This window comes from Tolypothrix sp. VBCCA 56010, from assembly GCF_050875635.1.
In the GTDB taxonomy this organism is placed as follows: domain Bacteria; phylum Cyanobacteriota; class Cyanobacteriia; order Cyanobacteriales; family Nostocaceae; genus Hassallia.
In genome coordinates this window covers 40,508-62,982 of record NZ_JBPAOH010000017.1, presented here as the reverse complement: position 1 = coordinate 62,982, position 22,475 = coordinate 40,508, and the positions used below count along the sequence as shown (strand labels likewise).

General features: G+C 42.6%; 17 protein-coding genes and 1 tRNA gene. 11 read left to right on the top strand and 7 right to left on the bottom strand.

Annotated features, from left to right (window positions below; translation table 11 throughout):
• Positions 1-71 precede the first annotated feature (71 nt).
• The 6 genes from AABK37_RS08535 to AABK37_RS08510 all read left to right on the top strand — a co-directional run bounded on the left by AABK37_RS08535 (position 72) and on the right by AABK37_RS08510 (position 8,107).
• Entirely contained in the window at positions 72-2,393 is a 2,322-nt protein-coding gene (locus AABK37_RS08535) for an AAA family ATPase (RefSeq protein WP_432551154.1), read from the top strand.
• A 217-nt stretch (positions 2,394-2,610) separates the two neighbouring features.
• Positions 2,611-3,957 (top strand): glutathione-disulfide reductase, encoded by a 1,347-nt coding sequence (gene gorA / locus AABK37_RS08530; protein ID WP_432551153.1) that lies wholly within the window; start codon positions 2,611-2,613, stop codon positions 3,955-3,957.
• 236 nt (positions 3,958-4,193) lie between these two features.
• A complete protein-coding gene (locus AABK37_RS08525; protein ID WP_432551152.1) occupies positions 4,194-4,565 on the top strand; it encodes a hypothetical protein in 372 nt (123 codons plus the stop codon).
• A 127-nt stretch (positions 4,566-4,692) separates the two neighbouring features.
• Complete coding sequence (gor, locus tag AABK37_RS08520; RefSeq protein ID WP_432551151.1) at positions 4,693-6,069, top strand: glutathione-disulfide reductase; 1,377 nt, start codon at positions 4,693-4,695, stop codon at positions 6,067-6,069.
• Between the two features lie 129 nt (positions 6,070-6,198).
• Positions 6,199-6,834: a YqiA/YcfP family alpha/beta fold hydrolase gene (locus AABK37_RS08515; RefSeq protein WP_432551150.1), complete on the top strand. Its 636-nt coding sequence runs from the start codon at positions 6,199-6,201 to the stop codon at positions 6,832-6,834.
• 130 nt (positions 6,835-6,964) lie between these two features.
• Positions 6,965-8,107, top strand: coding sequence for a histidinol-phosphate transaminase (locus AABK37_RS08510; protein WP_432551149.1), 1,143 nt, complete (start codon positions 6,965-6,967; stop codon positions 8,105-8,107).
• A gap of 103 nt (positions 8,108-8,210) precedes the next feature.
• Here the strand turns inward: AABK37_RS08510 and AABK37_RS08505 are convergent, their stop codons facing one another.
• Positions 8,211-8,762: a hypothetical protein gene (locus tag AABK37_RS08505; protein WP_432551148.1), complete on the bottom strand. Its 552-nt coding sequence runs from the start codon at positions 8,760-8,762 to the stop codon at positions 8,211-8,213.
• A gap of 434 nt (positions 8,763-9,196) precedes the next feature.
• Between AABK37_RS08505 and AABK37_RS08500 the strand changes: the two genes are divergently transcribed.
• Together AABK37_RS08500 and AABK37_RS08495 are read left to right on the top strand one after the other, a co-directional pair.
• Positions 9,197-9,418 carry a hypothetical protein gene (locus tag AABK37_RS08500; protein ID WP_432551147.1) on the top strand — a complete coding sequence of 74 codons (222 nt, stop codon included), beginning with the start codon at positions 9,197-9,199 and terminating at the stop codon, positions 9,416-9,418.
• Positions 9,419-9,732: 314 nt separating this feature from the next.
• Positions 9,733-9,870: a hypothetical protein gene (locus tag AABK37_RS08495; protein WP_432551146.1), complete on the top strand. Its 138-nt coding sequence runs from the start codon at positions 9,733-9,735 to the stop codon at positions 9,868-9,870.
• A 5-nt stretch (positions 9,871-9,875) separates the two neighbouring features.
• On the opposite strand, the gene AABK37_RS08490 is transcribed toward AABK37_RS08495, so the two are convergent.
• Both AABK37_RS08490 and AABK37_RS08485 read right to left on the bottom strand, forming a co-directional pair.
• The gene (locus AABK37_RS08490) at positions 9,876-10,490 is read right to left on the bottom strand and encodes a GNAT family N-acetyltransferase (protein ID WP_432551145.1); all 615 of its coding nucleotides are present in this window, start codon (positions 10,488-10,490) and stop codon (positions 9,876-9,878) included.
• A 145-nt stretch (positions 10,491-10,635) separates the two neighbouring features.
• Positions 10,636-10,809: a hypothetical protein gene (locus AABK37_RS08485; RefSeq protein ID WP_432551144.1), complete on the bottom strand. Its 174-nt coding sequence runs from the start codon at positions 10,807-10,809 to the stop codon at positions 10,636-10,638.
• Between the two features lie 1,269 nt (positions 10,810-12,078).
• On the opposite strand from AABK37_RS08485, the gene AABK37_RS08480 reads away from it, so the two are divergent.
• The 3 genes from AABK37_RS08480 (at position 12,079) to AABK37_RS08470 (ending at position 17,480) form a co-directional block, all read left to right on the top strand.
• Complete coding sequence (locus tag AABK37_RS08480; RefSeq protein WP_432551143.1) at positions 12,079-15,729, top strand: response regulator; 3,651 nt, start codon at positions 12,079-12,081, stop codon at positions 15,727-15,729.
• A gap of 206 nt (positions 15,730-15,935) precedes the next feature.
• Positions 15,936-17,348, top strand: a complete 1,413-nt coding sequence (locus AABK37_RS08475; RefSeq protein WP_432551142.1) for a hypothetical protein — start codon at positions 15,936-15,938, stop codon at positions 17,346-17,348.
• Between the two features lie 61 nt (positions 17,349-17,409).
• Positions 17,410-17,480, top strand: a tRNA-Gly gene (locus AABK37_RS08470).
• 140 nt (positions 17,481-17,620) lie between these two features.
• Here the strand turns inward: AABK37_RS08470 and pstB are convergent.
• The 4 genes from pstB to pstS form a co-directional block, all read right to left on the bottom strand.
• A complete protein-coding gene (gene pstB, locus AABK37_RS08465) occupies positions 17,621-18,427 on the bottom strand; it encodes a phosphate ABC transporter ATP-binding protein PstB (protein ID WP_432551141.1) in 807 nt (268 codons plus the stop codon).
• 154 nt (positions 18,428-18,581) lie between these two features.
• The gene (gene pstA, locus AABK37_RS08460) at positions 18,582-19,490 is read right to left on the bottom strand and encodes a phosphate ABC transporter permease PstA (protein ID WP_432551140.1); all 909 of its coding nucleotides are present in this window, start codon (positions 19,488-19,490) and stop codon (positions 18,582-18,584) included.
• Positions 19,491-19,507: 17 nt separating this feature from the next.
• Positions 19,508-20,458, bottom strand: coding sequence for a phosphate ABC transporter permease subunit PstC (gene pstC / locus AABK37_RS08455; protein WP_432551139.1), 951 nt, complete (start codon positions 20,456-20,458; stop codon positions 19,508-19,510).
• A 175-nt stretch (positions 20,459-20,633) separates the two neighbouring features.
• On the bottom strand, positions 20,634-21,812 hold the full coding sequence (gene pstS, locus AABK37_RS08450) for a phosphate ABC transporter substrate-binding protein PstS (RefSeq protein ID WP_432551138.1): 1,179 nt from the start codon (positions 21,810-21,812) through the stop codon (positions 20,634-20,636).
• Between the last annotated feature and the right edge of the window lie 663 nt (positions 21,813-22,475).

Genomic DNA, 22,475 nt, shown 5'->3' with positions numbered 1-22,475 from the left:
TTGCAATAAGTATGCAGCTAAAACCGTAAAAAATTTTTACCGTAAATTTAATTTCTAGGCTATTGTGTACTATGTCAGGTCAGTCAGAGGGTTGGAATCTAGCTAAAAGTTGGAATCGCACGGTTTTGAAAGACTGGGAGATAGATCGGCTACTGACAGACTTGGAGGCTAGAACTCGAAAGCGTTACAGACAAAATACCCGGAAAGACTTATTACTTGGGTTATTGTGTGGATATGGAATCAAGAAGATAAGCAAAGATTTACATAAAGATAATGGTGTTGTCAGAGCTGGTCTTAGTAATATCTATCGAGATATTGAAACTTTGACCGAAGAGCCAAACTATAGCGTTAAATCTAGCAACCTTGTCTACGTTTTGGAGAGATATGGATATCGCAGAGGTTGCGCTGCATCTGTTGCAAATTACCGTTTGATTCCCAGTAATCTGCCAGCACCTACTTACACACAATTTGTTGGTCGCGAGTCAGAGATGGAAACGCTACTAGAACGGCTTTCTCCTCTTCATGCGGCTCATATGATTACGGTGCATGGTATTGGTGGTGTAGGTAAAACGGCACTGGTGTTAGAAGCTGCTCGTTTGTGCTTAAAAGCTAGTTGTGAAAATCTTGCTGACGCACCCAAATTTGAGGCGATTATTTTCATTTCAGCTAAACAACAGGAACTCGTCCCGAATAGAATTTTTCAGCGACAGCAGGGACAGCGTAACCTGCGTGGTATTTTTCGGGAAATTGCCAACACTTTAGACGATCCAACGATTATTCAGTCTCCCCCTTCGGAGCAATTTGATCGCGTGCGTCGGTGTCTCTCGAGACAGCGATCGCTTTTAATTGTAGACAACATGGAAACTATCGACGATCGAGATGAAGTCATAGAGTTTCTCTACAATCTGCCTGTTTGCGTCAAAGTTGTAATTACTACTCGCGAACGAATTGCTTTATTACCAATTAGTTTGCGAAACTTGCCCTTAAATGATGGTTTGCAATTAATACAGCAACAAGCTGAAGAAAAAAATATCACTCTCAACCAGCAAGATTCTCAAGACCTTTACGATCGCACTGGCGGAATTCCTCTAGCGATCGTTTATGCTTTAGGTCAAGTCTCTAGTGGCTATTCTCTCACATCAGTGTTAACACAGCTAGCTTTAGCTACAGGTGATGTAGCTCGTTTCTGTTTTGAGCAATCGGTGCAAGGAATCAAAAAACAGCCACCCCATCAATTATTAATGTCACTGGCAATTTTTCCTGACTCTCCCTTGCAAGCTGCTGTAGCTGAAGTTGCAGGATTGACAGCAGCGCCTGATTGTGTCAATGATGGCTTAGGACGTTTGCAGCAACTGTCTTTGATAACTCATAATCAAAAAACTGGGCGATATGAGATGCTTTCTCTCACTCGCGAGTATGCTTTAGCACAACTAGCTGTTGACCAAAATTTTGAGAAAGAAGCACGAATACGCTGGGTAAAATGGTATCTCGATTTTGCCCACACTTACGGCGGAGAAGATTGGGAAAAGTGGATACATTACAACAAGTTAGAGGAAGAACACGGAAATTTACGTGCGGTACTTTATTGGTGTAAAGACCAAGGTTATTATGAACAAGTTAGGGATTTATGGCTTTTATTAAATCACTATGCAAATCTTTACGCCGATTGGGATGAGCGTCTAGATTGGTTGCAATGGCTGATAGAAGAATCAAAACGACGTTGTGAATGGTCATCTTTTGTCAAAATCGTTATCCCCAAAAGCTGGGTGCTGATTCGAGAGGGGTCAGAGCAAAGTCTTTTTGAAGCAGAGGAAATTTTACAGCAAACGTGGATTTTACGCCACCATGCAGACTTGTGCGTTCAAGCTGATTTAGCCGAAAGTATCGTCAGGCTGCAAATCAGATACAAAAATTATGAAGATGCCCGTCACTGGCTGAATATAGAAGAAGACTTAGTGCATCAAGCACATTTAGATAAACACAAGCACATCCGTTATTTTATCCCCGTTCTCTACCACAGCGCCGAAATCTTGTATAAAGAAGGTAAATATCCCGAAGCCAAAATCCTTTTTCAACAGGTGATGCAAAGTGCAGAACAAATAAAGTGGCATCGGGTAATTAACTCGGCTCAAAACTGGCTGGCTGATATTGCCATTGTAGAAGGCGATCGCTTTACAGCTCAACAATTATTAATTCAAGGCTTGGCTGTAGCCCAAAGCCACAAAAATAAACGCCGTCTTGCCCGCTATCAACGCTCTCGCGCTTATTGGGAAAACAAATGGGGAAGTCCGGAAGAAGCTCGTAAATTAGCCAAACAAGCAATGGATAACTTCGAGCATCTAGGAATGACGCGAGATGCAGAAGAAATGCAATTATTACTTAATTCCCCATAATCAAATCTGCTGATTTCAAAATTAAATAACCCTATCTATAGGTAGGGGTGTTGTACTCACAATAATATGTCAACCGGAAGTTGCCAGCTTTGCCTTACACGAGTCAAGCTTCAAGTTGATACCTAGCAAGCAATAAAAATTTTCGCTCTTTTCGTTGCTAGAAAAAGCACAGAACAGTCTGATGCCTCAATTTGTCAAGTAGAAAGCACAGGAAACCATGACATTTGATTATGACCTCTTTGTAATTGGTGCCGGTCCAGGAGGACTAGCAGCAGCCAAAAAAGCAGCCGCGTTAGGTGTCCGCGTCGCCATCGCCGAACAAGAAGCCCTCGGTGGTACCTGTGTAAATCGCGGCTGTACTCCCAAAAAATTCATTGTCTACGCGGCTGATTTTGCCCTCCAAAATCAATCGGCACAAAGTTACGGCTGGAGTGACTGTCAATGGCACTTTGACTGGACACTATTTATTAAGTCAGTACACCAGAAACTTGAAGGTATTGAGCATTCTTTCCTTCAGCAGTTGCAAAAAGCGGGAATTGAATTAATTCACGGTCGTGCAACTTTCGTTGATGCTCATACCATCGAAATTGAAGGACGCAAAGTGACGGCTGACAAAATCTTAATTGCTGTCGGCGGACATCCAGTGCAACCGGATATTCCCGGTATAGAATACACTATCACTTCCCGCGAGATGTTTCACCTGCCTTATTTACCCAAACGCTTGGCGATTATTGGCGGTGGTTACATCGGTGTAGAATTTTCCAGCATGATGAACGCTTTCGGGTGCGAAGTCACGGTTATTGATACTGATGAAATGATTTTATCAGGCTTTGATGATGACATTCGCGCTGGCGTTCAAGAGGGTTTGAGCAAAAGGAAAATTCGCTTTATCAACAACAGCACTGCAAAAGAAATTAAATTCTCAGATGACGGTTTGCTGCTGACTACTAAAGGCGACAAAGAAGAAATCATCACAGCAGATACAATTTTAGTTGCTACAGGTCGCGCTCCAAATACCAAGAATCTCGATTTGGAAAAAGCCTCAGTTGAACTTGGGGAAAAAGGAGAAATCAAAGTTGATGAATACAGCCGCACCAATCAAGAAAATATTTTTGCTGTGGGTGACTGCACTAACCGCGTGCAATTAACGCCAGTTGCAATAACTGAAGCTACTGATTTTGTCAATTCAGTTTTTGGCAAAAAGCCGCAAAAACCAAGTTATGATTTTGTCCCTTCCGCCGTTTTTGCCCGTCCAGAAGGGGCAAGTGTCGGCATGTCAGAAGCAAAAGCGCGGGAAAAATTCGGTAAATCTGTAAAATGCTATCGCAGCAAATTCCAACCGCTATTTTATCAACTGACCGAACAAGATGAACAAGCAACTATTAAATTAGTAGTTGAGGGCGAGTCTGAGAAAGTTTTAGGCGCTCATATGGTGGGTGAACACGCAGCCGATATAATTCAAAGTCTCGCGGTTGCCATTCGCAAAGGTATCACCAAACAAGATTTGGATGACACAATTGGTATTCATCCCACGACAGCCGAAGAGTTTTTGACATTAGATTGAACTGGGGACTAGGGTTGTGTTTTCGCTCCTGCCCGACACCCGCGCATAGTGCGGCTATACTAACGCTCGTCCGCGCAGGCAAACTAAGAAAAAAGGGTTTTTAGCCTACCTTCGTAGGCTTTGTTCGTATAGCCTCAGGCTTCCAGCCTGAAGGCTTTTGGGGTTTGAAAACACGCCCTAGGGTTGTGTTGTCCTTTTAAGCTTTTCTACAGTTCAACAGTTGGTTAGAATAGCAAATGCGAAAATCTGCATCTGTACTTCTACCCAAAAAGCTCGAAGTTCCGAGTTCAGAACACGAACTTTCGAGTTCCGAACACGAAGTTTCAAGTTCCGAACACGAAGTTTCAAGTTCCGAACACGAACTTCCGAGTTCCGAACACGAAGTTTCAAGTTCCGAACACGAAGTTTCAAGTTCCGAACACGAACTTCCGAGTTCCGAACATCAACTTCCGAGTTCCGAACACGAACTTCCGAGTTCCAAACACGAAGTTTCGAGTTCCAAGCTTGAAACAATATATTCCTTGTTCGTAGTGAGCGGTTTACCGCTCAATTGCAACTACTTTAAGCGGCTCAAGCCCTTACTACATTTAAGAGTTACAGAAAATTAACAAAAGCGATCGCCCACCATCAATCTAGGGGCGGAAATCTCAGCTTACAGCAACAGATGAATTTTGTTTCAATAGTTATAGAGAAACAATTAGCGAAGCTGTCCTATTTGCAGGGAAGATAATTATTATGACGTATGATTACGATTTGTTTGTCATTGGTGCTGGTTCTGGTGGTTTAGCAGCTTCCAAGCGGGCAGCTAGCTACGGTGCAAAAGTGGCGATCGCTGAAAATGATTTAGTCGGTGGTACTTGTGTGATTCGCGGGTGTGTTCCCAAAAAACTCATGGTTTACGGCTCTCACTTTCCCGCATTATTTCATGATGCCGCAGGTTATGGCTGGAAAGTCGGTGAAGCCGAGTTGGATTGGCAACATTTCATTACTTCTATAGATAAAGAAGTCCGCAGGCTATCGCAACTGCATATCGGTTTTCTAGAAAGAGCTGGCGTCGATCTCATTCCCGCTCGTGCTAGTTTAGTAGATCCGCACACCGTAGAAGTTGATGGACGCAAAGTTACAGCAGAGAAAATTTTAATTGCTGTCGGTGGGCGTCCGGTTAAACCAGATTTACCTGGTATGGAATATGGCATAACTTCCAATGAAATTTTTCACCTGAAACAGCAACCGAAGCACATCGTCATTATTGGCGCGGGTTACATCGGCACAGAATTTGCTTGCATCATGCGTGGTCTGGGTTCCGAGGTGACACAGATTACTAGAGGTGACAAAATTTTGAAAGGTTTTGATGAAGACATCCGCAGCGGAATTGAAGAGGGAATGACGAATCACGGCATTCGCTTGATTAAGAAGAATGTAGTCGAAACAGTTGAGAAAGTGCCGTCAGGAATAAAGCTGACTTTATCACAAGCAGACCAAGAACCGATAATTGCCGATGTGTTTTTAATCGCCACCGGTCGGATGCCGAATGTCGAAGGATTGGGTTTAGAAAATGCCGGAGTGAATCTTGTTGAAGGTAACATCGAAGGACCCGGATACAGCAATATGATGGCGATCGCTGTCAATGAATTTAGTCAAACTTCCCAAGAAAATATCTTTGCCGTCGGTGATGTCACTGACAGAATTAACTTAACTCCGGTAGCAATTGGTGAAGGTCGCGCTTTTGCTGATAGTGAATTTGGCAACAACCGCCGTTTATTTAGCCACGAAACTGTTCCTACAGCCGTATTTTCCAACCCAGAAGCAGCGACAGTCGGTTTAACCGAAGCCGAAGCACACGAGAAATACGGAGATGCAGTCAAAGTATATCGTACACGCTTCCGTCCGTTGTTTCATAGTTTAACGGGCGCTCAAGAAAAAACCATGATGAAGTTGGTAGTCGATGGCAACACCGACAAAGTATTAGGCGCTCACATGGTCGGAGAAAGCGCAGGTGAGATAATTCAAGGTGTAGCGATCGCCGTCAAAATGGGTGCAACCAAAAAAGATTTTGATGCCACCGTCGGTATCCATCCCTCATCCGCAGAAGAATTCGTCACCATGCGGTAATTAAAGTTAGGAGTTATGAGGAGCAAAGTTATGAGTTATGAGTTATGAGTTATAAATTTTAACTTTTCACTCTTAACTCCCCACTCCCCCACTCTCCCACTCTTCCACTCCCCACTCCCCATTCCCTATTTGCATTACATCTACCTCCACGGCTTTGCTTCGAGTCCAAATTCTGCCAAAGCGCGGGATATAAGTTCGCGCTTTGCCCAAATTCAGACTCCTTTAAAAATTCCCGATTTGAATTTGGACGATTTTTCTCATCTGACAATCACGCGGCAGCTGAAACAAGTTGCTGCTGAATTTCCCTTAAATGGTGCTGAGGTGACTTTGATCGGTTCGAGTTTGGGTGGTTTAAGCGCAGCTCATTTAGGACAACAATATTTACAAGTGCAGCGTCTGGTTTTGTTGGCGCCTGCTTTTGGATTTTTATCTCATTGGTTGCCAAAGTTGGGAGATGAAAAGTTGCAGCGTTGGCAACAAGAAAGATATTTAGAAGTTTACCACTATGGTGAAAAGCGATCGCTTCCCCTTGATTACGAATTCGTTACAGACGCGCATCAATATCAAGAAAAAAACCTGCAACGTCCCATCCCTACCCTAATTTTGCATGGAAAAGAGGATGAAGTTATCCCGATTCAAGCTAGCCGCGACTTTGCAATTTTACGTCCTTGGGTAGAATTAATTGAACTTGACAGCGATCACGCTTTAGGCAATGTCACCTCAGAAATTTGGCAAGCAATTAGATTGTTTTGTATATTGCCATAAAGCTGTAAAATATTAAGTTCTCACATAACCAATTTTCGTAAATCAGTAGTCCAAAGTTTTCACACCATTGACTTTTAACTTTTGTACAGATGCGAAATTTCGCGTCTCTACTGCTAACTCCTAACTAACTATGCTGCCTTTTATCCGTTCAGATTTAGCTAAATTTAGCGCTTACAAACCCCACCCCGGTAGTAGCACGGCAGAACCAGTTCCATTGCAGTTGGATCGGCTGGATACGAATGAAAGCCCTTATGATTTGCCACCTGAGTTAAAAGAAAAGCTTGCTTGGGAGTATCAGCAGATAATTGAAACGAACCGTTATCCTGATGGCGGACATGAGACACTGAAGAATGCGATCGCTCTCTATGTCAATGAATCAGCTAATGTCTTTTCATCTTTTTTCACTGCTGCGAATATTTCCGTTGGCAATGGTTCAGATGAACTAATTCGCTCAATTTTAATTGCCAGTTGTGTTGGGGGAGAAGGTTCGGTTTTAGTTGCTAATCCGACTTTCTCGATGTACGGGATTTTGGCGCAAACTTTGGGTATTCCCGTTGTGACGGTGGGTAGAAATGAAGCGAATTTTGAAATTGATTTACAAGCGGCTGATAAAGCTATAGAACAAACGCAAAATCCGCCGATTCGGGTGATTTTCGTAGTTCATCCTAATTCCCCCACTGCCAATGCTTTAACTGCGGCAGAATTAGCATGGTTAAGAAATTTGAGCGATCGTATTTTAGTAGTAATTGATGAAGCTTACTTTGAATTCAGTAAGGATACCTTAGCTAGCGAATTACCACAACGTCCTAACTGGATAATAATGCGGACATTTTCTAAAGCCTTCCGCTTGGCTGCTCATCGCGTTGGCTATTGTCTGGCTCAACCTGAGTTGATCGCTATTCTAGAAAAAGTGCGCTTACCTTACAACCTTCCCAGCGTTTCTATCGCTGCGGCGTTAATTGCTCTGCAAAACCGCCAACTGTTATTGAATTCAATTCCCCTTCAGCTCGTTGAACGAGCCAAACTTATCGAAGCTTTATCTCAATACCCAACATTACAAGTTGCCGAAAGCGCTGCTAACTTTGTTTACCTGCGACTAAAACCAAATGCTTTGAACCAAGAAGACGATTATTTAATAAATCTTACCCAAAAGCTGAGAACTGCCGGCACTCTTGTGCGACACATCAGTGGAGGATTGCGAATTACAGTAGGAACCCCAGAGGAAAACCTCCGCACGCTGAGTCGCCTACAAACTGCTTTAACAAATCTTTAATATTAACAACCAGCTTTCAAAAAGGGGAAAGGGGAAAGGGGAAAGGGGAAAGGGAAGAAAAATTTTTAATACGTGCTGGGAAAGCGCAGTTTATGTTGGCTAGTTAATTAAATCGGGTATACTCATCGCTGCCCAAACGCCGTACTATTCCCACTGTTTGTGGCAGCACACCTACCAAAAGAGCAAAGGCAATATCAGGCAACTTATCCACCGTTTCTGGTGGAAAGTATTGCTCAAATTGATCGAGAATCTTTTGGACTCGTTGCTGTGGCAGTGGGTTTTCTGTAATTTGCTTGATTAACCGAATCCACTGGCGTCTAATCAAGTAAGCTTTCTGACGCTCGTCATAAGAGTCGAGAGTCAATAGCTGCAAATTACCTATCGGCAATAAATTTTGACAATCGCGATCGTAATCACCTCCCACTGCTGCGCCGGGTCCTGCAAATTCTGCATGGTAGCGTTTGAATAGTATTAACCCATTTCGCCGACGACTGTTAACGATAAAGACCTTTCCACTATGCAGCTGTGTGAGGATATCCGAGCCTGGAGATTGCTCAGTTCCATCAGGCATGACAATATAGTCAAGGAAACTAGTTTCAGGGTAACAAGTTGATACCATAGCAGTTTGATAGCGCTGGCGCTTTTCGCTATCCATATTTTTTAAAAGCTTCAAAGAATTTGGTAGTAGTCTGCACTTCAACACTTAACTTGATTTAAATCAAAATGATTGGTTTTATCTTAATTATCAAGACTTTTTGCTTTATTTAACTAAGATAAAATTAAATGGACTTTTTTCAGCAATTAAGTAATCATATTTTATGAGATTTAACTGACTTTGTCTTGATTTAAAGGAGTTGTTTTTTTAAAGTTTTTATAAAGATGAATATCTCAAATGCAAAGTTATTATGAGGAATTTAAACTTCTTTCTCGTATTTTTACTGATATGACAATCACAATCACTTTATTTGTATTGAAATAAAATTATATTTTAATATTTGGATATCTCAAATTCATATCATATAAATAAGCTAAATATTACATGATTATTGAATTTTTATTAATTAGTATATTTCGGAAAAAACTATAAGAGTGATGCATAAAAATAAAGCGTTTTCTCCGTATGATTACTACCACTTAGGTACACTCCTCGATCGCCTAGCGCGTCTTGATAGCGCGACGGTTCGACGGACAGAATCCTCAACAAACGTACACGTCGCCCAGTTGTGCTTTGCACAAATGCCTATGGCAAAGCAACGAGAAAGGCATTTTTTCAAAAATGCCTCGGCAGTATACGGACGATCGCGCTTATAAACCCGATTCGGCACTGAGAGTGTTCGCCGTGTCGATGTGGCATCACAATACGTATAAGCACGTATGCACGTATAAGCATTTATTTCTTCTTTCTTGGCGTTCGCGGAGCGTGTCGCAGACAAGCGCCTCTTTCTTTGGGAGAAGGGGAGATGCGTTGCGCGTTGGTATTATGCGATCAGAAAAATTATTCCTTTTAATTGTCACAAAGTACATATGTGAATGACAAAATCTTTGATAAATTAATATTTTGTAAACTTAATTAATAACTATTTATTTATGCATAAAGAAACGAAAAGATATAATTTATTGTAAAAATGAAGCATTCAGAAAATATCCCTCTCTATTGCCAGAATGCGAACAGCAAGTTACTTGGCGACGCACTCCTGGCGATGCGTCAAGCGGTTGTTCGCATTCAAAGAGTGCGATCGCTCACTGACAATTTACAAAACTGAAAAATTTAGATAGTCTCAGAATGTGGCAAGTACTTGTGCAAGAATATCTGTCGGGAGCGCCCCAGAAAAAAGGTATTCCAATAAGATTCGACTTGATGCACCTGATATCCCGCCTTAAAATAAAGCTGCCGTGCCTGATGGTTATTTTCCAAAACGTGGAGGTATAAGTCTTTAAAACCCCACAACAGGGCAACTTTTTCACAAGCTTTAAGCAACTCCGACGCAGCACCCAGCCGACGATATTTTGGGTGAACAGCTAAATTAGACAAATAAGGAAAACTCTTGCCAACAGCCGTCCAAGAATCACCAAAACGCACACCGAGTTCTACAGTTCCAACTAAGTTATCAGTTGTAGCAGTAGTATCAACGGCAACTAAACAAACGTGATGGGGCGTGCTTGATGCTAAACGATGCCTTAAGTCTTCGTAAATACCCAAACGTAGCAACGGGAAAGCCCATCCCCACATACCATTTGGGGAATGAAAACTTTCGGTAATGATTTCGGCAACATTAGTCAAATCAGCAGGGGTAGCCGCACGAATTTGGAATTGGTTAAAAGGTTGATCGGCGGCAAATACTTGCAGTTGGTGGGATGGGTGAAAAAACCAGGGTGTCGTCAAAGCTAATTTAGTATTGATTTTATTCTGTGGAAAATCTTATATAATATCCCAAAACATCGTCAAATCAGGAACAATAGCGTTTTTCTATTAAGCATTTAACGCACAACGCGCTCGTATTTGAATTTTGGCGCTTTATATGAGGAATTCAGTGTATCCCCAAATTCATTTTATTTGGTGCGATCGCTCTTCGTTGTGTACTTCTACAAAACTTGACAGCAATGCAATTGCGGTTGAAAAGTGAAGCAAAGCTTTGCGTCATAGGGACGCGGTAGCCAATTAAAATGGCAAAAAACCAGTTTGTCAGGACTTTATGCTTCATTTGAAGAAGCTGCATTCGCATCTATCTAAATAAAGGTTTAAACATTCCCAGCAAAGGTAAAAGCATAAAAACCATAGAAATAAGCTTTTTGGTCATATTCTGATGTGTGATTATTTTTGACAATAATATAACTCAATCATCCTAAACTGTGCTTGCAGTATCTGCCATCAATCCGTAGCAAGCGATCCGGATTAAAACTGAGCGCCATCTTTTTTGCTCAAATATTGACATCAAGATAATTTAGCATTTTATTATAGATGTATTTGTCTTCTCTAATAGTTAAGTTTTGTGAAAAAATAACTGGATTGGAAATCAACTTACTAGCGAAATTTTGATCTGATGTCAAGCCCAATTCAGGCTTTGGGTGTTTGACTAGAGGACGCTTACTTATACAATACAATCGCCCGCAATCGCCAAAAACTCGGTTTTTGCGTTCGTTATGGCAGGCGATCGCTCTTCGTGCCGCCAAGAGATTTTCGGAAAGTAGCGTTCGTTTAGCTTGAGAACGCGATCGCGAAATGATTGTTTTCTTAGTAACTAAGTTTCAACAATGGCGCGTATATTCCTAGTAATCTTCAATTTTCCTGCACTACCACCTGACTAATGGTTCTCATTGCTCAATTGTCAATCTTATACTTGTCTAATAGTATACTGAGGTTTGAAATATTATTCTTGTAATATTGCTGATACCATGACTGCCATAAATAAAATTAAGGCGCAAATGTTAGTGCAACTGTTGCGGGGGGAAAACTTAATATGCAGCTCCGACGTGGATTTTTAAGCCAGATTGGAGATCTGTATCGCGATAGAAGGTGAAGGGATTAGCAAGCAAATATGTATTCTGTAACAGTAATGACAACCAAATTGATTGGGGTGCATCAAAGCAAATGGCGATCGGCATCTTCTATTGAGGCGAATTACTGTGAGTAAACGCTTTAGAACGAAGCCGTCATGTAGCCAAACAGCCTATGGAGTCGAAATGTGCTATTACCTGACCGAACTATGCAGGGGAGCAGGGGGCGCTTCGGTGCAGGGGGAAGAAAGAGGATCATCAATATCGCGCCCGTCCCCTGCTCCCCTGCAATATGGTCGCAAGCCTCCGAATTTATTCGTGGAGCCTCCCCTTTTCTCCCCATCCCCCCTACTCATTTGTGGGGTTTCCCCGCAACTTCGAGCCCCCTTCCCCTCTGCCTCTGAAGTGACTCAGAAACATTCTCAAGAGATCGGATTATTCTTTAACCGACTGCCGTTGCAGCAGGAAAGCGGTGCATGAAATCCCAATCAAACAGTAAGCCGAAAATTTTGGTTGTCGATGACGAACCAGACAACCTTGACTTGCTTTACCGCACCTTCTATCGCGACTATAAGGTGCTTAAGGCATCTTCTGGTCCAGCGGCATTAGAACTGCTTCAGCAAGAAGGAGAAGTCTCCGTGATCATCTCCGATCAGCGGATGCCAATGATGAGCGGTACAGAATTTTTAAGCCTAACCGCGACTCAGTATCCAGATATCATCCGGATTATCTTAACTGGCTACACCGATGTCGAAGACCTGGTGGAAGCAATTAATGCTGGTAAAGTATTCAAATATGTCACCAAACCGTGGGAAGCAGAGGAACTCAAAGCAGTGGTACGCCAAGCTTTGGATACCCATAACGTCCTCAAAACCCGCACCCGCGAACTTACCCGCACCCTGCGTCAAGAATCGCTGCTGAACACCGTCACAAACACGATTCGCAGCGCCTTAGACTATCGGCAAATTCTGCAAGCAATTGTGGATACCGTCGGTCATATGCTGGAAGTGGATGTCTGCTTGTTGCGTCCTTTCCAAGATGGGCAGTTGGTGGATGAAAATTTTATTTACCAAAGAGGAGCTCAAGAGGACTTTTTGGAGATAGGGGGACGACTTGGGGACAAGGGAGACAAGGGAGATAAGGGAGACAAGGGAGACAAGGGAGACAAGGGAGACTATTCTTTCTCCCCATCCCCACGCCAGTCGCTACAACGGAGGGAACCTCCGCAACGCGCTGGCTCCCCTCTCCCCATCTCCCTCTCCCCCACTCCCCCCTTCCCCCACTCCCCCCATCCCCCTCTACTAGCGCAGACAGTATGGGAAATCCGGGAAGTGCAGGTGATTCATGATGTAGCAAAAGATGAGCGTATTCAGGGCGATACTGCCGAACTATTGAGTCGGGCTGCTGCTTTTGCTACAGCTAAAATTTGCTCTAGCTTGGTAGTTCCACTGATTTGCCGACAAGAACTTATGGCAGTGCTGGCGCTACATCAGTGCAAGCAGCCCCGTTTGTGGTCAACAGACGAGGTGCAGTTAGTGGTGATGGTGGCGGATCAGGCAGCTTTAGCTTTGTCTCAAGCTTATGCTTACGAGCAAGTGCGGGCTTTGGCGAAACGGGAATCGCTAATTAATACGATTACTAGTGCGATTCGCTCTAGCTTAGATCCTGAAGATATTTTTGCAGCGATCACCCAACAATTAGGACAAGCCTTGCAAGTCGATGGCTGTGTTTTGTCTTTGTGGACAGAGGAAGATGAGTATGTCAAATGTGTGGGTTTGTATGAAAGTTCTTACAGTTCAGAGGATTCTTTCAAACTAGATCATCCTTGGGAAACAGGTAGTCATAATTACATAGACAATCAGGAATTCCCTCAATCTCAGTCACCGATTCAGGGAAATCCAATTCTGCAAGAAATGTTGCGGACACAAGAACCGGTGGTAATTACGGATATGAGCCAATGTCCGCCAGAAATCAAGGGGTTTGATTTGCCCTTAAGAGGAAAAGCACGATCGCTCATGGTGGTTCCTTTATTGGCTGATGGCAAAAGCATCGGTAGTATTACTCTGCGTCAAGATAGCAGATCGCGCAAGTGGCAGGCTACAGAAATTGAGTTAGCAAAAGCAGTCGCAGCTCAAGCGGCGATCGCTGTACAGCAGTCACATTTATACCAAAAAACTCGCGAACAAGCTGAACGCTTGCTGCAATTAGACAAACAAAAAACCGAATTTTTCCAAAATATTTCTCACGAGTTCCGCACGCCTATAACCTTAATTCAAGGACCCCTAGAATCAGCGGTAGCGACAAAAGAAGGATTATCATACGCCCAAAGTGCGATCGCCTTACGCAACTCAAGACGCTTGCTAAGACTGGTAAATCAACTACTCGATTTGCAACGTCTGGATGCTGGAAGAATGCAGCCTAGTTTCCGTCCCTGCGATTTAGTTGAATTTGTCAACCAAATTGTCGAATCGTTTCGCCCCTATTGCGAGAAAAAGGGACTGAATCTGATTACCGAACTAGAAGCATCTCCTAAAGTATATTTGGATATGGAAAAATTCGACAAAGTGGTTTATAATCTGCTGTCGAATGCCATGAAATTTACAGACATAGGTGGTAGTATTACTGTGAGATTGCAATCTCAAGGCGATCGCTGTAGATTGCAAGTACAAGATACGGGAATTGGCATTGTTAAAGAACAAATTCCCCACTTATTTGAACGCTTTCGCCAAGCTGAAGGAACTGAAAATCGCTCTTATGAAGGTAGCGGCTTAGGTTTGGCTTTAGTTAAAGAACTCGTGGAAATGCACGGCGGTAAAGTCACTGTAGAATCAGTTTACGGCAAAGGTACTACCTTTAGCTTATGGCTAATCGCCGGAGGCGCTCATCTACCTAAAGAACAGTTGCTAGAAGCGCCTTGTGAATTGAACATCAGCCGCGCTAACGTTGAATTAGCTGATTTAGAATTACAATCAATAGAAGAATTTGAAAGTATTAAAAAAGACTTATTAAATAGTGTTAACACCCAAGAAAATGAACTGAAAATTGGCGAATCAATTTTGGTCGTAGACGACAACCCAGATTTGCGGACTTATGTATCAGAAATTCTCCGCGCCAACGGCTATCGAGTGCATACAGCGCGTAACGGTTCCGAAGGATTCCTGATGGCTAAGGAAATAATACCACGCCTGATTGTCAGCGACTTGATGATGCCTTTGGTGTCAGGTATGGAGATGATTCGGATGATCCGCAACGAGGAAAAGTTGAAAGGAATTCCAATTATCCTGTTAACGGCGAAAGTTGATGAAGAAACCCGCATCGAAGGTACAGAAAAAGGTGCAGATGCTTATTTAGCTAAACCATTTAACGATCGCGAACTTCTAGCTGAGGTGCGAAATCTTTTAGCTTTGAAAGAAAATGAACGCCGAGTTTTGGAGTTAAATACTTACCTAACAGAATCGGTGCTTAAGCGCTTTTTACCGAGTGCGTTAGTGCAAAAAGCCGCAACCGGAGATTTAGTTTTGGATTTGCGACCGGAACCGCGTTTGATTACAGTTTTGTTTAGTGACATTGTGGGTTTTACCCAACTATCAAACACCCTCAGGTCGCGACGTGTAGCGGAATTGCTTAATGAATATTTAGAATCAATGACCAAAGTGGTCTTTGAGAATGGCGGCACCATCGATAAATTTATGGGGGATGCTATCTTAGCTTTATATGGAGCGCCGGAAGAACTAACGCCTAATGAACAGGTGCGTCGGTCGATCAACACAGCAAGAGGAATGCATCGTTCATTGAGTGAGTTAAACCAGCGTTGGCGAGAACAAGGTATATTTGACTCCGACGGACGTAATGGCTTACAGTTTCGCTGTGGTATCCACCAAGGTACAGCAGTTGTCGGGATGTTTGGTAGCGCCGAACGTGCCGATTATACTGCGATCGGTCCGAGTGTGAATATTGCCTCTAGATTGCAAGTTGCTGCTGTTCCTGGTACTATCCTCGTTTCTGCTGCGGTTGCAGATTATTTAGATGAAGATGAAATCATTAAAGGTAGTCCGCTAGAACTTAAAGGAATAGATGAAACAGTTCTCACGTTTGCTGTCAAACCAGAAGTAACAGTTAGTCGATAATGGTTAGTGGTTAGGAGTTAGGAGTAGGAGTTAGTAGTTAGTAGTTAGGAGTTGTAGAGACGTTCCGGCGGAACGTCTGTACTAAAGTTAGGAGGAGCGGAGTTAGTAGTTAGTAGTTAGTAGTTACTGGTGAATATTTTTTTACCAATTACCAATTACCAATTACCAATTACCAATTACCAACAACCAATTACCAATTATCTAATATGACTCAATCGGTTGACCAAACTGCAATAAAAGATGTAACATCAAGGCGACACAACGATCCGCCGGGTTTGTGGATTGCTGTAGTCACGAGTTCAGTTGCTTTGCATTTGCTGGTGTTCTGGCTAATGCGCTATAGTAATGCGTTTAGTCTGTGGTTTCCACGAGATAGTCAAGCAATTGTTCCGATTGAGATTATCGAGATTTCTCCTTCCTCATCAAAAGCTAAACCAGCTAAACCACAATTAAAAGCTAAAACAGTCTCTCCACCTTCAGCAAATCAACAATCTTCAACAGTCACGCCAAGAAATGAAAATTCTGGCGGGATAAATTTTGGTGCAAGTCGTCAACAAAGAAAAAGAAACACTTTTGTCTCTAAATCTAATACTCAACTCGTTCCTAAACAATCAGTTTCCACACCCACACCGATATTCACACCCACACCCACACCAACACGAACACCGACACAGAAATTCACACCAACACCCACACCAACACCGATACCGACACCAACACCGAAACCCACATCATTTGGTAATCTTCCTTGGAAACGCTTTCGTGAAGAAATCAGTTTAGGAAAGCCGACACCGTTACCAAAATTTACACCAGTTGAACCATCTCAGCCAATTGGGGAAGATTCACCAACTCAAAGTCGGAGAACTCCACGTCAACCAACATCGGAAGATTCACCAACTCAAAGTCGGAGAACTCCACAAAAGCCAATTGGAGAAGATTCACCAACTCAAAGTCGCAGAACTCCACCTCAACCAACATCGGAAGATTCACCAACTCAAAGTCGGAGAACTCCACGTCAACCAACATCGGAAGATTCACCAACTCAAAGTCGCAGAACTCCACGTCAACCAACATCGGAAGATTCATCAATTCCAAGTCGGAGAACTCCACAAAAGCCAATTGGGGAAGATTCGCAAATTCCTCAAGGTCGGAGAACTCCACGTCAGCCAATTGGAGAAGATTCACCAACTCCTACTACCCGCAAAACTCCTCAACCTTCAACAGGAGGAGGATTGATAGCTACTTTGCGTTTTTTAACTCCAAACGAACTAACTCCAGACGAACAGAGGATTTTGAACCGAGATCCTTTACCCGAAGGTCTGATTTTACCGGAACATATAGGTAGTAACTCAAAACAAATTGACTCGCTTTCTATTAAACCTAATTTGGATCTTCCAGATAAAGAGTTCTTAACTACCTTGGTGATTGATAAAGCTGGCAATTTAGTCCAAGTTTTAGTTGAAGATCCAGCGATCGCACCAGCAGAAAGAGCTAAATATCAACAATTCGCTAACTCTATTTTTCAAGGCGAAAAATTTCAGCCTGCTCGCTCCACAAATGGTACACCAGTACCAGATTTTGCTAATCGCTTTGTCCGGGTCAAAATACAGCAGCGTTAATTTTGATTAATTGCTTGAACTATTACCACGCATTGTGTTATATTATTGAGGTTGGAAACTTGCGGGCGTAGTTTAGTGGTAAAACTTTAGCCTTCCAAGCTAATAATGCGGGTTCGATTCCCGCCGCCCGCTTTGTAAATACAACAAATTGGACGTTGTTTCTACCGTCGTATGAATCGTAGAGACGTTCCAGCGGAACGTCTCTACAATACGTTGAATTAATTAACGTATAATGCTGCATTTATTACAGACGCAGCATTATTATACAATTTTTAACCGAAGCGACCGCTAATGTACTCTTGGGTTGCTTTTTGCTTGGGGTCGTTGAAAATTAATTCTGTTCTGTCGTACTCGACTAAATAGCCCATACGAGCGCCTTTTTCTGTGGGTTCTACGTTGAAAAATGCTGTCATATCTGACACCCGTGTTGCTTGTTGCATGTTGTGGGTGACGATGACGATGCTATATTGCTCTTTGAGTTCGTTAATCAGTTCTTCAACTCTGAGGGTGGAAAGCGGGTCAAGTGCCGAACAAGGTTCATCCATCAGGATAACATCTGGCTGTACAGCGATCGCTCGCGCAATACACAAGCGTTGCTGTTGTCCACCCGACAAAGATAAACCACTTTGCTTGAGTTTATCTTTAACTTCATCCCACAAAGCTGCTTTTCTCAGACTGGTTTCTACCAATTCATCCATATCACCTTTGTAGCCGTTTATTTTTGCGCCAAAAGTGATATTGTCATAAATTGATTTCGGAAATGGATTCGGTCTTTGAAACACCATTCCAATTCTACGCCGCACTTCTACCGGATCGATGTCTGGGGCGTATAAGTTATTACCACAATAAAAAATTTTACCTTCTGCCCGGAAGCTGTCAATTAAGTCGTTTAAGCGGTTATAGCATCGCAACAATGTACTTTTACCACAGCCAGACGGACCAATAAAGGCTGTTACCTTGTTTTTGGGGATATCTAGCCAAATGTTTTTTACAGCTAGGAAATCGCCGTAATAAACGTTCACACCCTCCGTCCGCAATACTGTATCCGTGTCTTTTACCGTACCAATGTTAGTAGTCATAAAGGAAGGTTTAATTTTTGTAAAACAGGGTTGCAAGCGTTCATTGTCAGTTTGGCTGAAATATTTCCATCGCTATATCAAAATCTTCCCATAGGAAGATGTCAATCCACAATTATTTTTCCAAATTCTGAATTATATCAATTCGCGCAACTGACTAAACTTTCTGACGAGTCGCCCAACGAGTGATAATGCTGGTTAATAAAACCAACAGCACTAATATTAAAGAAGCTGCCCAAGCTAGTGACTGCCAATTTTTAAATGGAGATATAGCATAATTGTAAACCAAAACAGCAAGGGAAGCTGTGGGTTTGAATAAGCCATCGGGCCAGAATGGAGAAAATAAAGCTGTGAAAAGTAGTGGGGCTGTTTCTCCAGATGCGCGGGCGATCGCTAGCGTCGATCCAGTTACAATTGCGGGTAAAGCTGCTGGCAAAACTACCTGCGATACTGTTTGAAACTTAGTTGCACCAATACCTACAGCTGCTTGTCGCAAATCTTGTGATACTAATTGTAAAGCTTCATCCGTAGTTCGCACGATAATCGGTAACATCAAAATTGACAGAGCAGCGCCTCCGCCCAAAGCTGAGTAAGAACCTAACCCCAGCTTAGTCAATGTCAAAACCACAATCCCGTAAGCAAATACCCCGGCAATAATTGACGGAACTCCACTGAGAACGTTGGTAGCAAAACGTATTACACGCGCTGTCTTGACAGAGCTAAACTCTGTCAAATAAATTGCCGCCATCACTCCCAAAGGAATGCTAATTGCTGCGGCGATTCCTACCATTAAAATTGTTCCCAAAATGGCATTACCAAAGCCCCCACCTTTTCTTAAAGGTGGTGGTGGCAGTTCGGTAAATATGCTGAGATTGAGACTGCTAAAGCCTTGAAAGATAACGTAACCTAGCACCGCAACCAACGGTATAATCGCCATTACCGCACAAATAAAAGCGACAACGGTCATGATTGTGTTGAACATCGTCCGGGGAGACGAAGGAGTGCGAGTTAGACTACCGCTGCTGTATCCGCTGGGAGAATTTTTGGAAGAATTAGTAGAAGCCATAATTTAACATCAATTATTTACAGCCGCTTGACTCGAAGAACGATTAACTCTGCCAAAATGTTGACAATCAGCGTCAAGACAAATAGCACTAAAGCAGCATACATTAAAGCGCCAACTTGTAAACCACTAGCTTCAGCGAATTGGTTTGCCAGTAGAGAAGAAATCGTATTTGATGGGGCAAATAGCGACGTACTAATATTGTTGGAGTTACCAATCAACATGGTGACAGCCATAGTTTCGCCCATTGCCCGACCGAGTGCAAGCATCACAGCACCGACAATGCCAGAAAAAGCTGCTGGGATGAGAACTTTCAAAATTGTTTCCCAGCGAGTTGCACCCAGTCCAATAGCTGCTTGACGCAAGCTAGGAGGTACGGAAATCAACGCATCGCGGGAAATTGCGGTAATAATTGGCAAAGTCATAATCGCGAGGATAAATCCCGCAACCAGCAAATTTGGACCTGTAGGAGGACTGCTAAAAATTGGCAAAAAGCCAAAGGAAGCATTCAGCCATTTTCCGAAGTTAGTTAATGGGGGAACTAACACGAAAATACCCCATATCCCGTAGACAACGCTGGGAATTGCTGCTAGTAGTTCTACTAAGAAAACTAGTACCAGCTTGACTTTAGGTGGAAGAAAATTTTCGCTGAGGACAACAGCGGTACCAACACCAATGGGTACAGCTATCAACAAACCGATAAACGAACTCATGAGAGTTCCGTAAATTTGAGGTAGTACGCCATAATCGTCATTGACTGGGTTCCAAGCGCTTTTACCTAAGAAACTTAGACTAAACTTTTGGATTGCTGGTATAGCTCCGACGAATACTTGGAATGCTATCCATAATAAAGTAAAGGCGATCGCGAAAGCAAAAATCCGAGTCAGCCAAACAAAGCCAATATCTAGTGACTTTTCTGTTTGCGATCGTTGTCTAAGTCCTGATGGAATATTCTGGGGTTGTGTGGTCATACGAACGCAAAAATCAAATAGTTGCGAAAATGCGGGAGCGAACCTTTATTAGTCAATGGTCAATGGTCATTGGTCAAAGTTGGTCATTGGTCATTGGTTTTGGACTCAAGACTATTGACTCTTTGGACTTTCGACTCTTGACTCAAGACTATTGACTCAAGACTATTGGCGATCGTTATTTGCTAGCGCTGTTATTATTGGTAGCTCCAACAGCTATTTTATAATCTGGGCTGATGGCATCGGCTGCTGCTGCTACTTTAGTAACCACCGTTGCAGGTAGAGGAACATATCCTAGTTCTACTGCCTGCTTTTGACCTTCAGTCAAACCGTACTCAATCATGGCTTCCACCGCTTTGGCTTTTGCTGCATCAGCATATTTTTTGTGAGCCAAAATCCAAGTGTAGGTAACGATAGGATAAGAATCTGCGCCTTCTGGATCGCTAATAAAGGCACGGAAGTCTGCTGGTAAAGTTACTGATTCTAAGGTTTTCGCTGCGGACTGTTCGTCAGCGACAACTATTTTGCCAGCTTTGTTTTCCAATGCAGCAAACTTGAGTCCATTTTGTTTGGCATAGCCGTACTCAGTGTAACCAATTGCACCTTGAGTTTGTGTAACTTGCGCTGTCACGCCTTCATTACCCTTTGCACCAACTCCCACGGGCCATTTTACACTTTTGCCATCGCCTACTTTAGCTTTCCACTCTGGGCTAATCGCGCTGAGGTGTTTTGTAAACACGCCTGTAGTACCGCTACCATCAGAACGATAAATAACTGCGATTGGTTGGTTGGGAAGTTTAGCACCAGGATTAGCCGCAGCAATTTTCGGGTCGTTCCAAGACTTAATTTTGCCGAGTAAAATATCTGTGTAAACTGCTCGTGGTAGCTTCAGGTCTGGAACATCTGGCAAATTATAAGCCATAACAATGCTACCAGCAGTCATTGGCAGCAAAAGTACACCTTGATCGGCTGGTATCTTGCTGATTTCTTCATCCTTCATCGCTACGTCGCTAGCACCAAAGTCTACAGTACCTTTGGTAAATTGCTCAACACCAGCACCGCTACCTACTGATTGATAGTTTACTTTCAAGCTGGGATATTTTTTGTTTAATCCATCAAACCAACTCAGATAAAGCGGTGCGGGGAAAGATGCACCTGCACCAGTTAAGGTTACGTTTCCACCTAAATCTAATTTAGCTGGGCTGGAAGCTGTAGTCTCAGTAGCAGTACCAGAAGTAGCACTTGGATTTTCTGCGGTTTGCTGTCCGCCGCAAGCTGCTAGGCTCATGGAGAGTGCTAACACTGAGATTGAAGCTGTTAGACGATTACTTTTGATTACATTTAGCCGTGATAGCATTGCTGTCAACTTTATGTAAATTTTTAGGTAGCGCTTTTAAGATACCGCCCCAAGGTAAACACAAGGTTAACAAAGTAAAAAATACTTAGGTTGTTTATTGAAAAATCAAAAATTAAATCATCCCATTTAGTGATATAATCTGGATGTAAAAGTATCAATTATGACATTGTATTTTTAAATACATATTCAAGTCAGCGTGCGAAAGCGGGAATTTTAGATTATAACCAAGATAAACCCGGTTTATTGTAGAAACCGGGTTTATAAGTAGGGTGCCGTACTCTCGTAAGATCGCACCCTACATAGTTTGAAATATTCGCGTCGATTTACTTATTAAGTTTTAAATTTCAACTATTTGCAAGTGCATTTATTTTGTTGTTGAGTGCGACTTACTCAAGTTTTGACATAAATGGTCGCTCAAATACTAAATAAAATAAATAGGCGATCGCACTACCGTTTTTTGAAAAATTGATGGCTTTATATGGTAGAATACAAAATATTTATTTGAAGAACGGCGATCGCGTCCGGAGCGCTTGTTTGCTTTTTAACTATCGCAAGCCAAAAGCGCTAATTGCTAAATAACTTATAAATTATTCTTAATTCATAAAAGAAGTATAACTACGAGAAACCGCAAGCCTGAGCGTTTTCTCGCTCATGGGGAAAGTG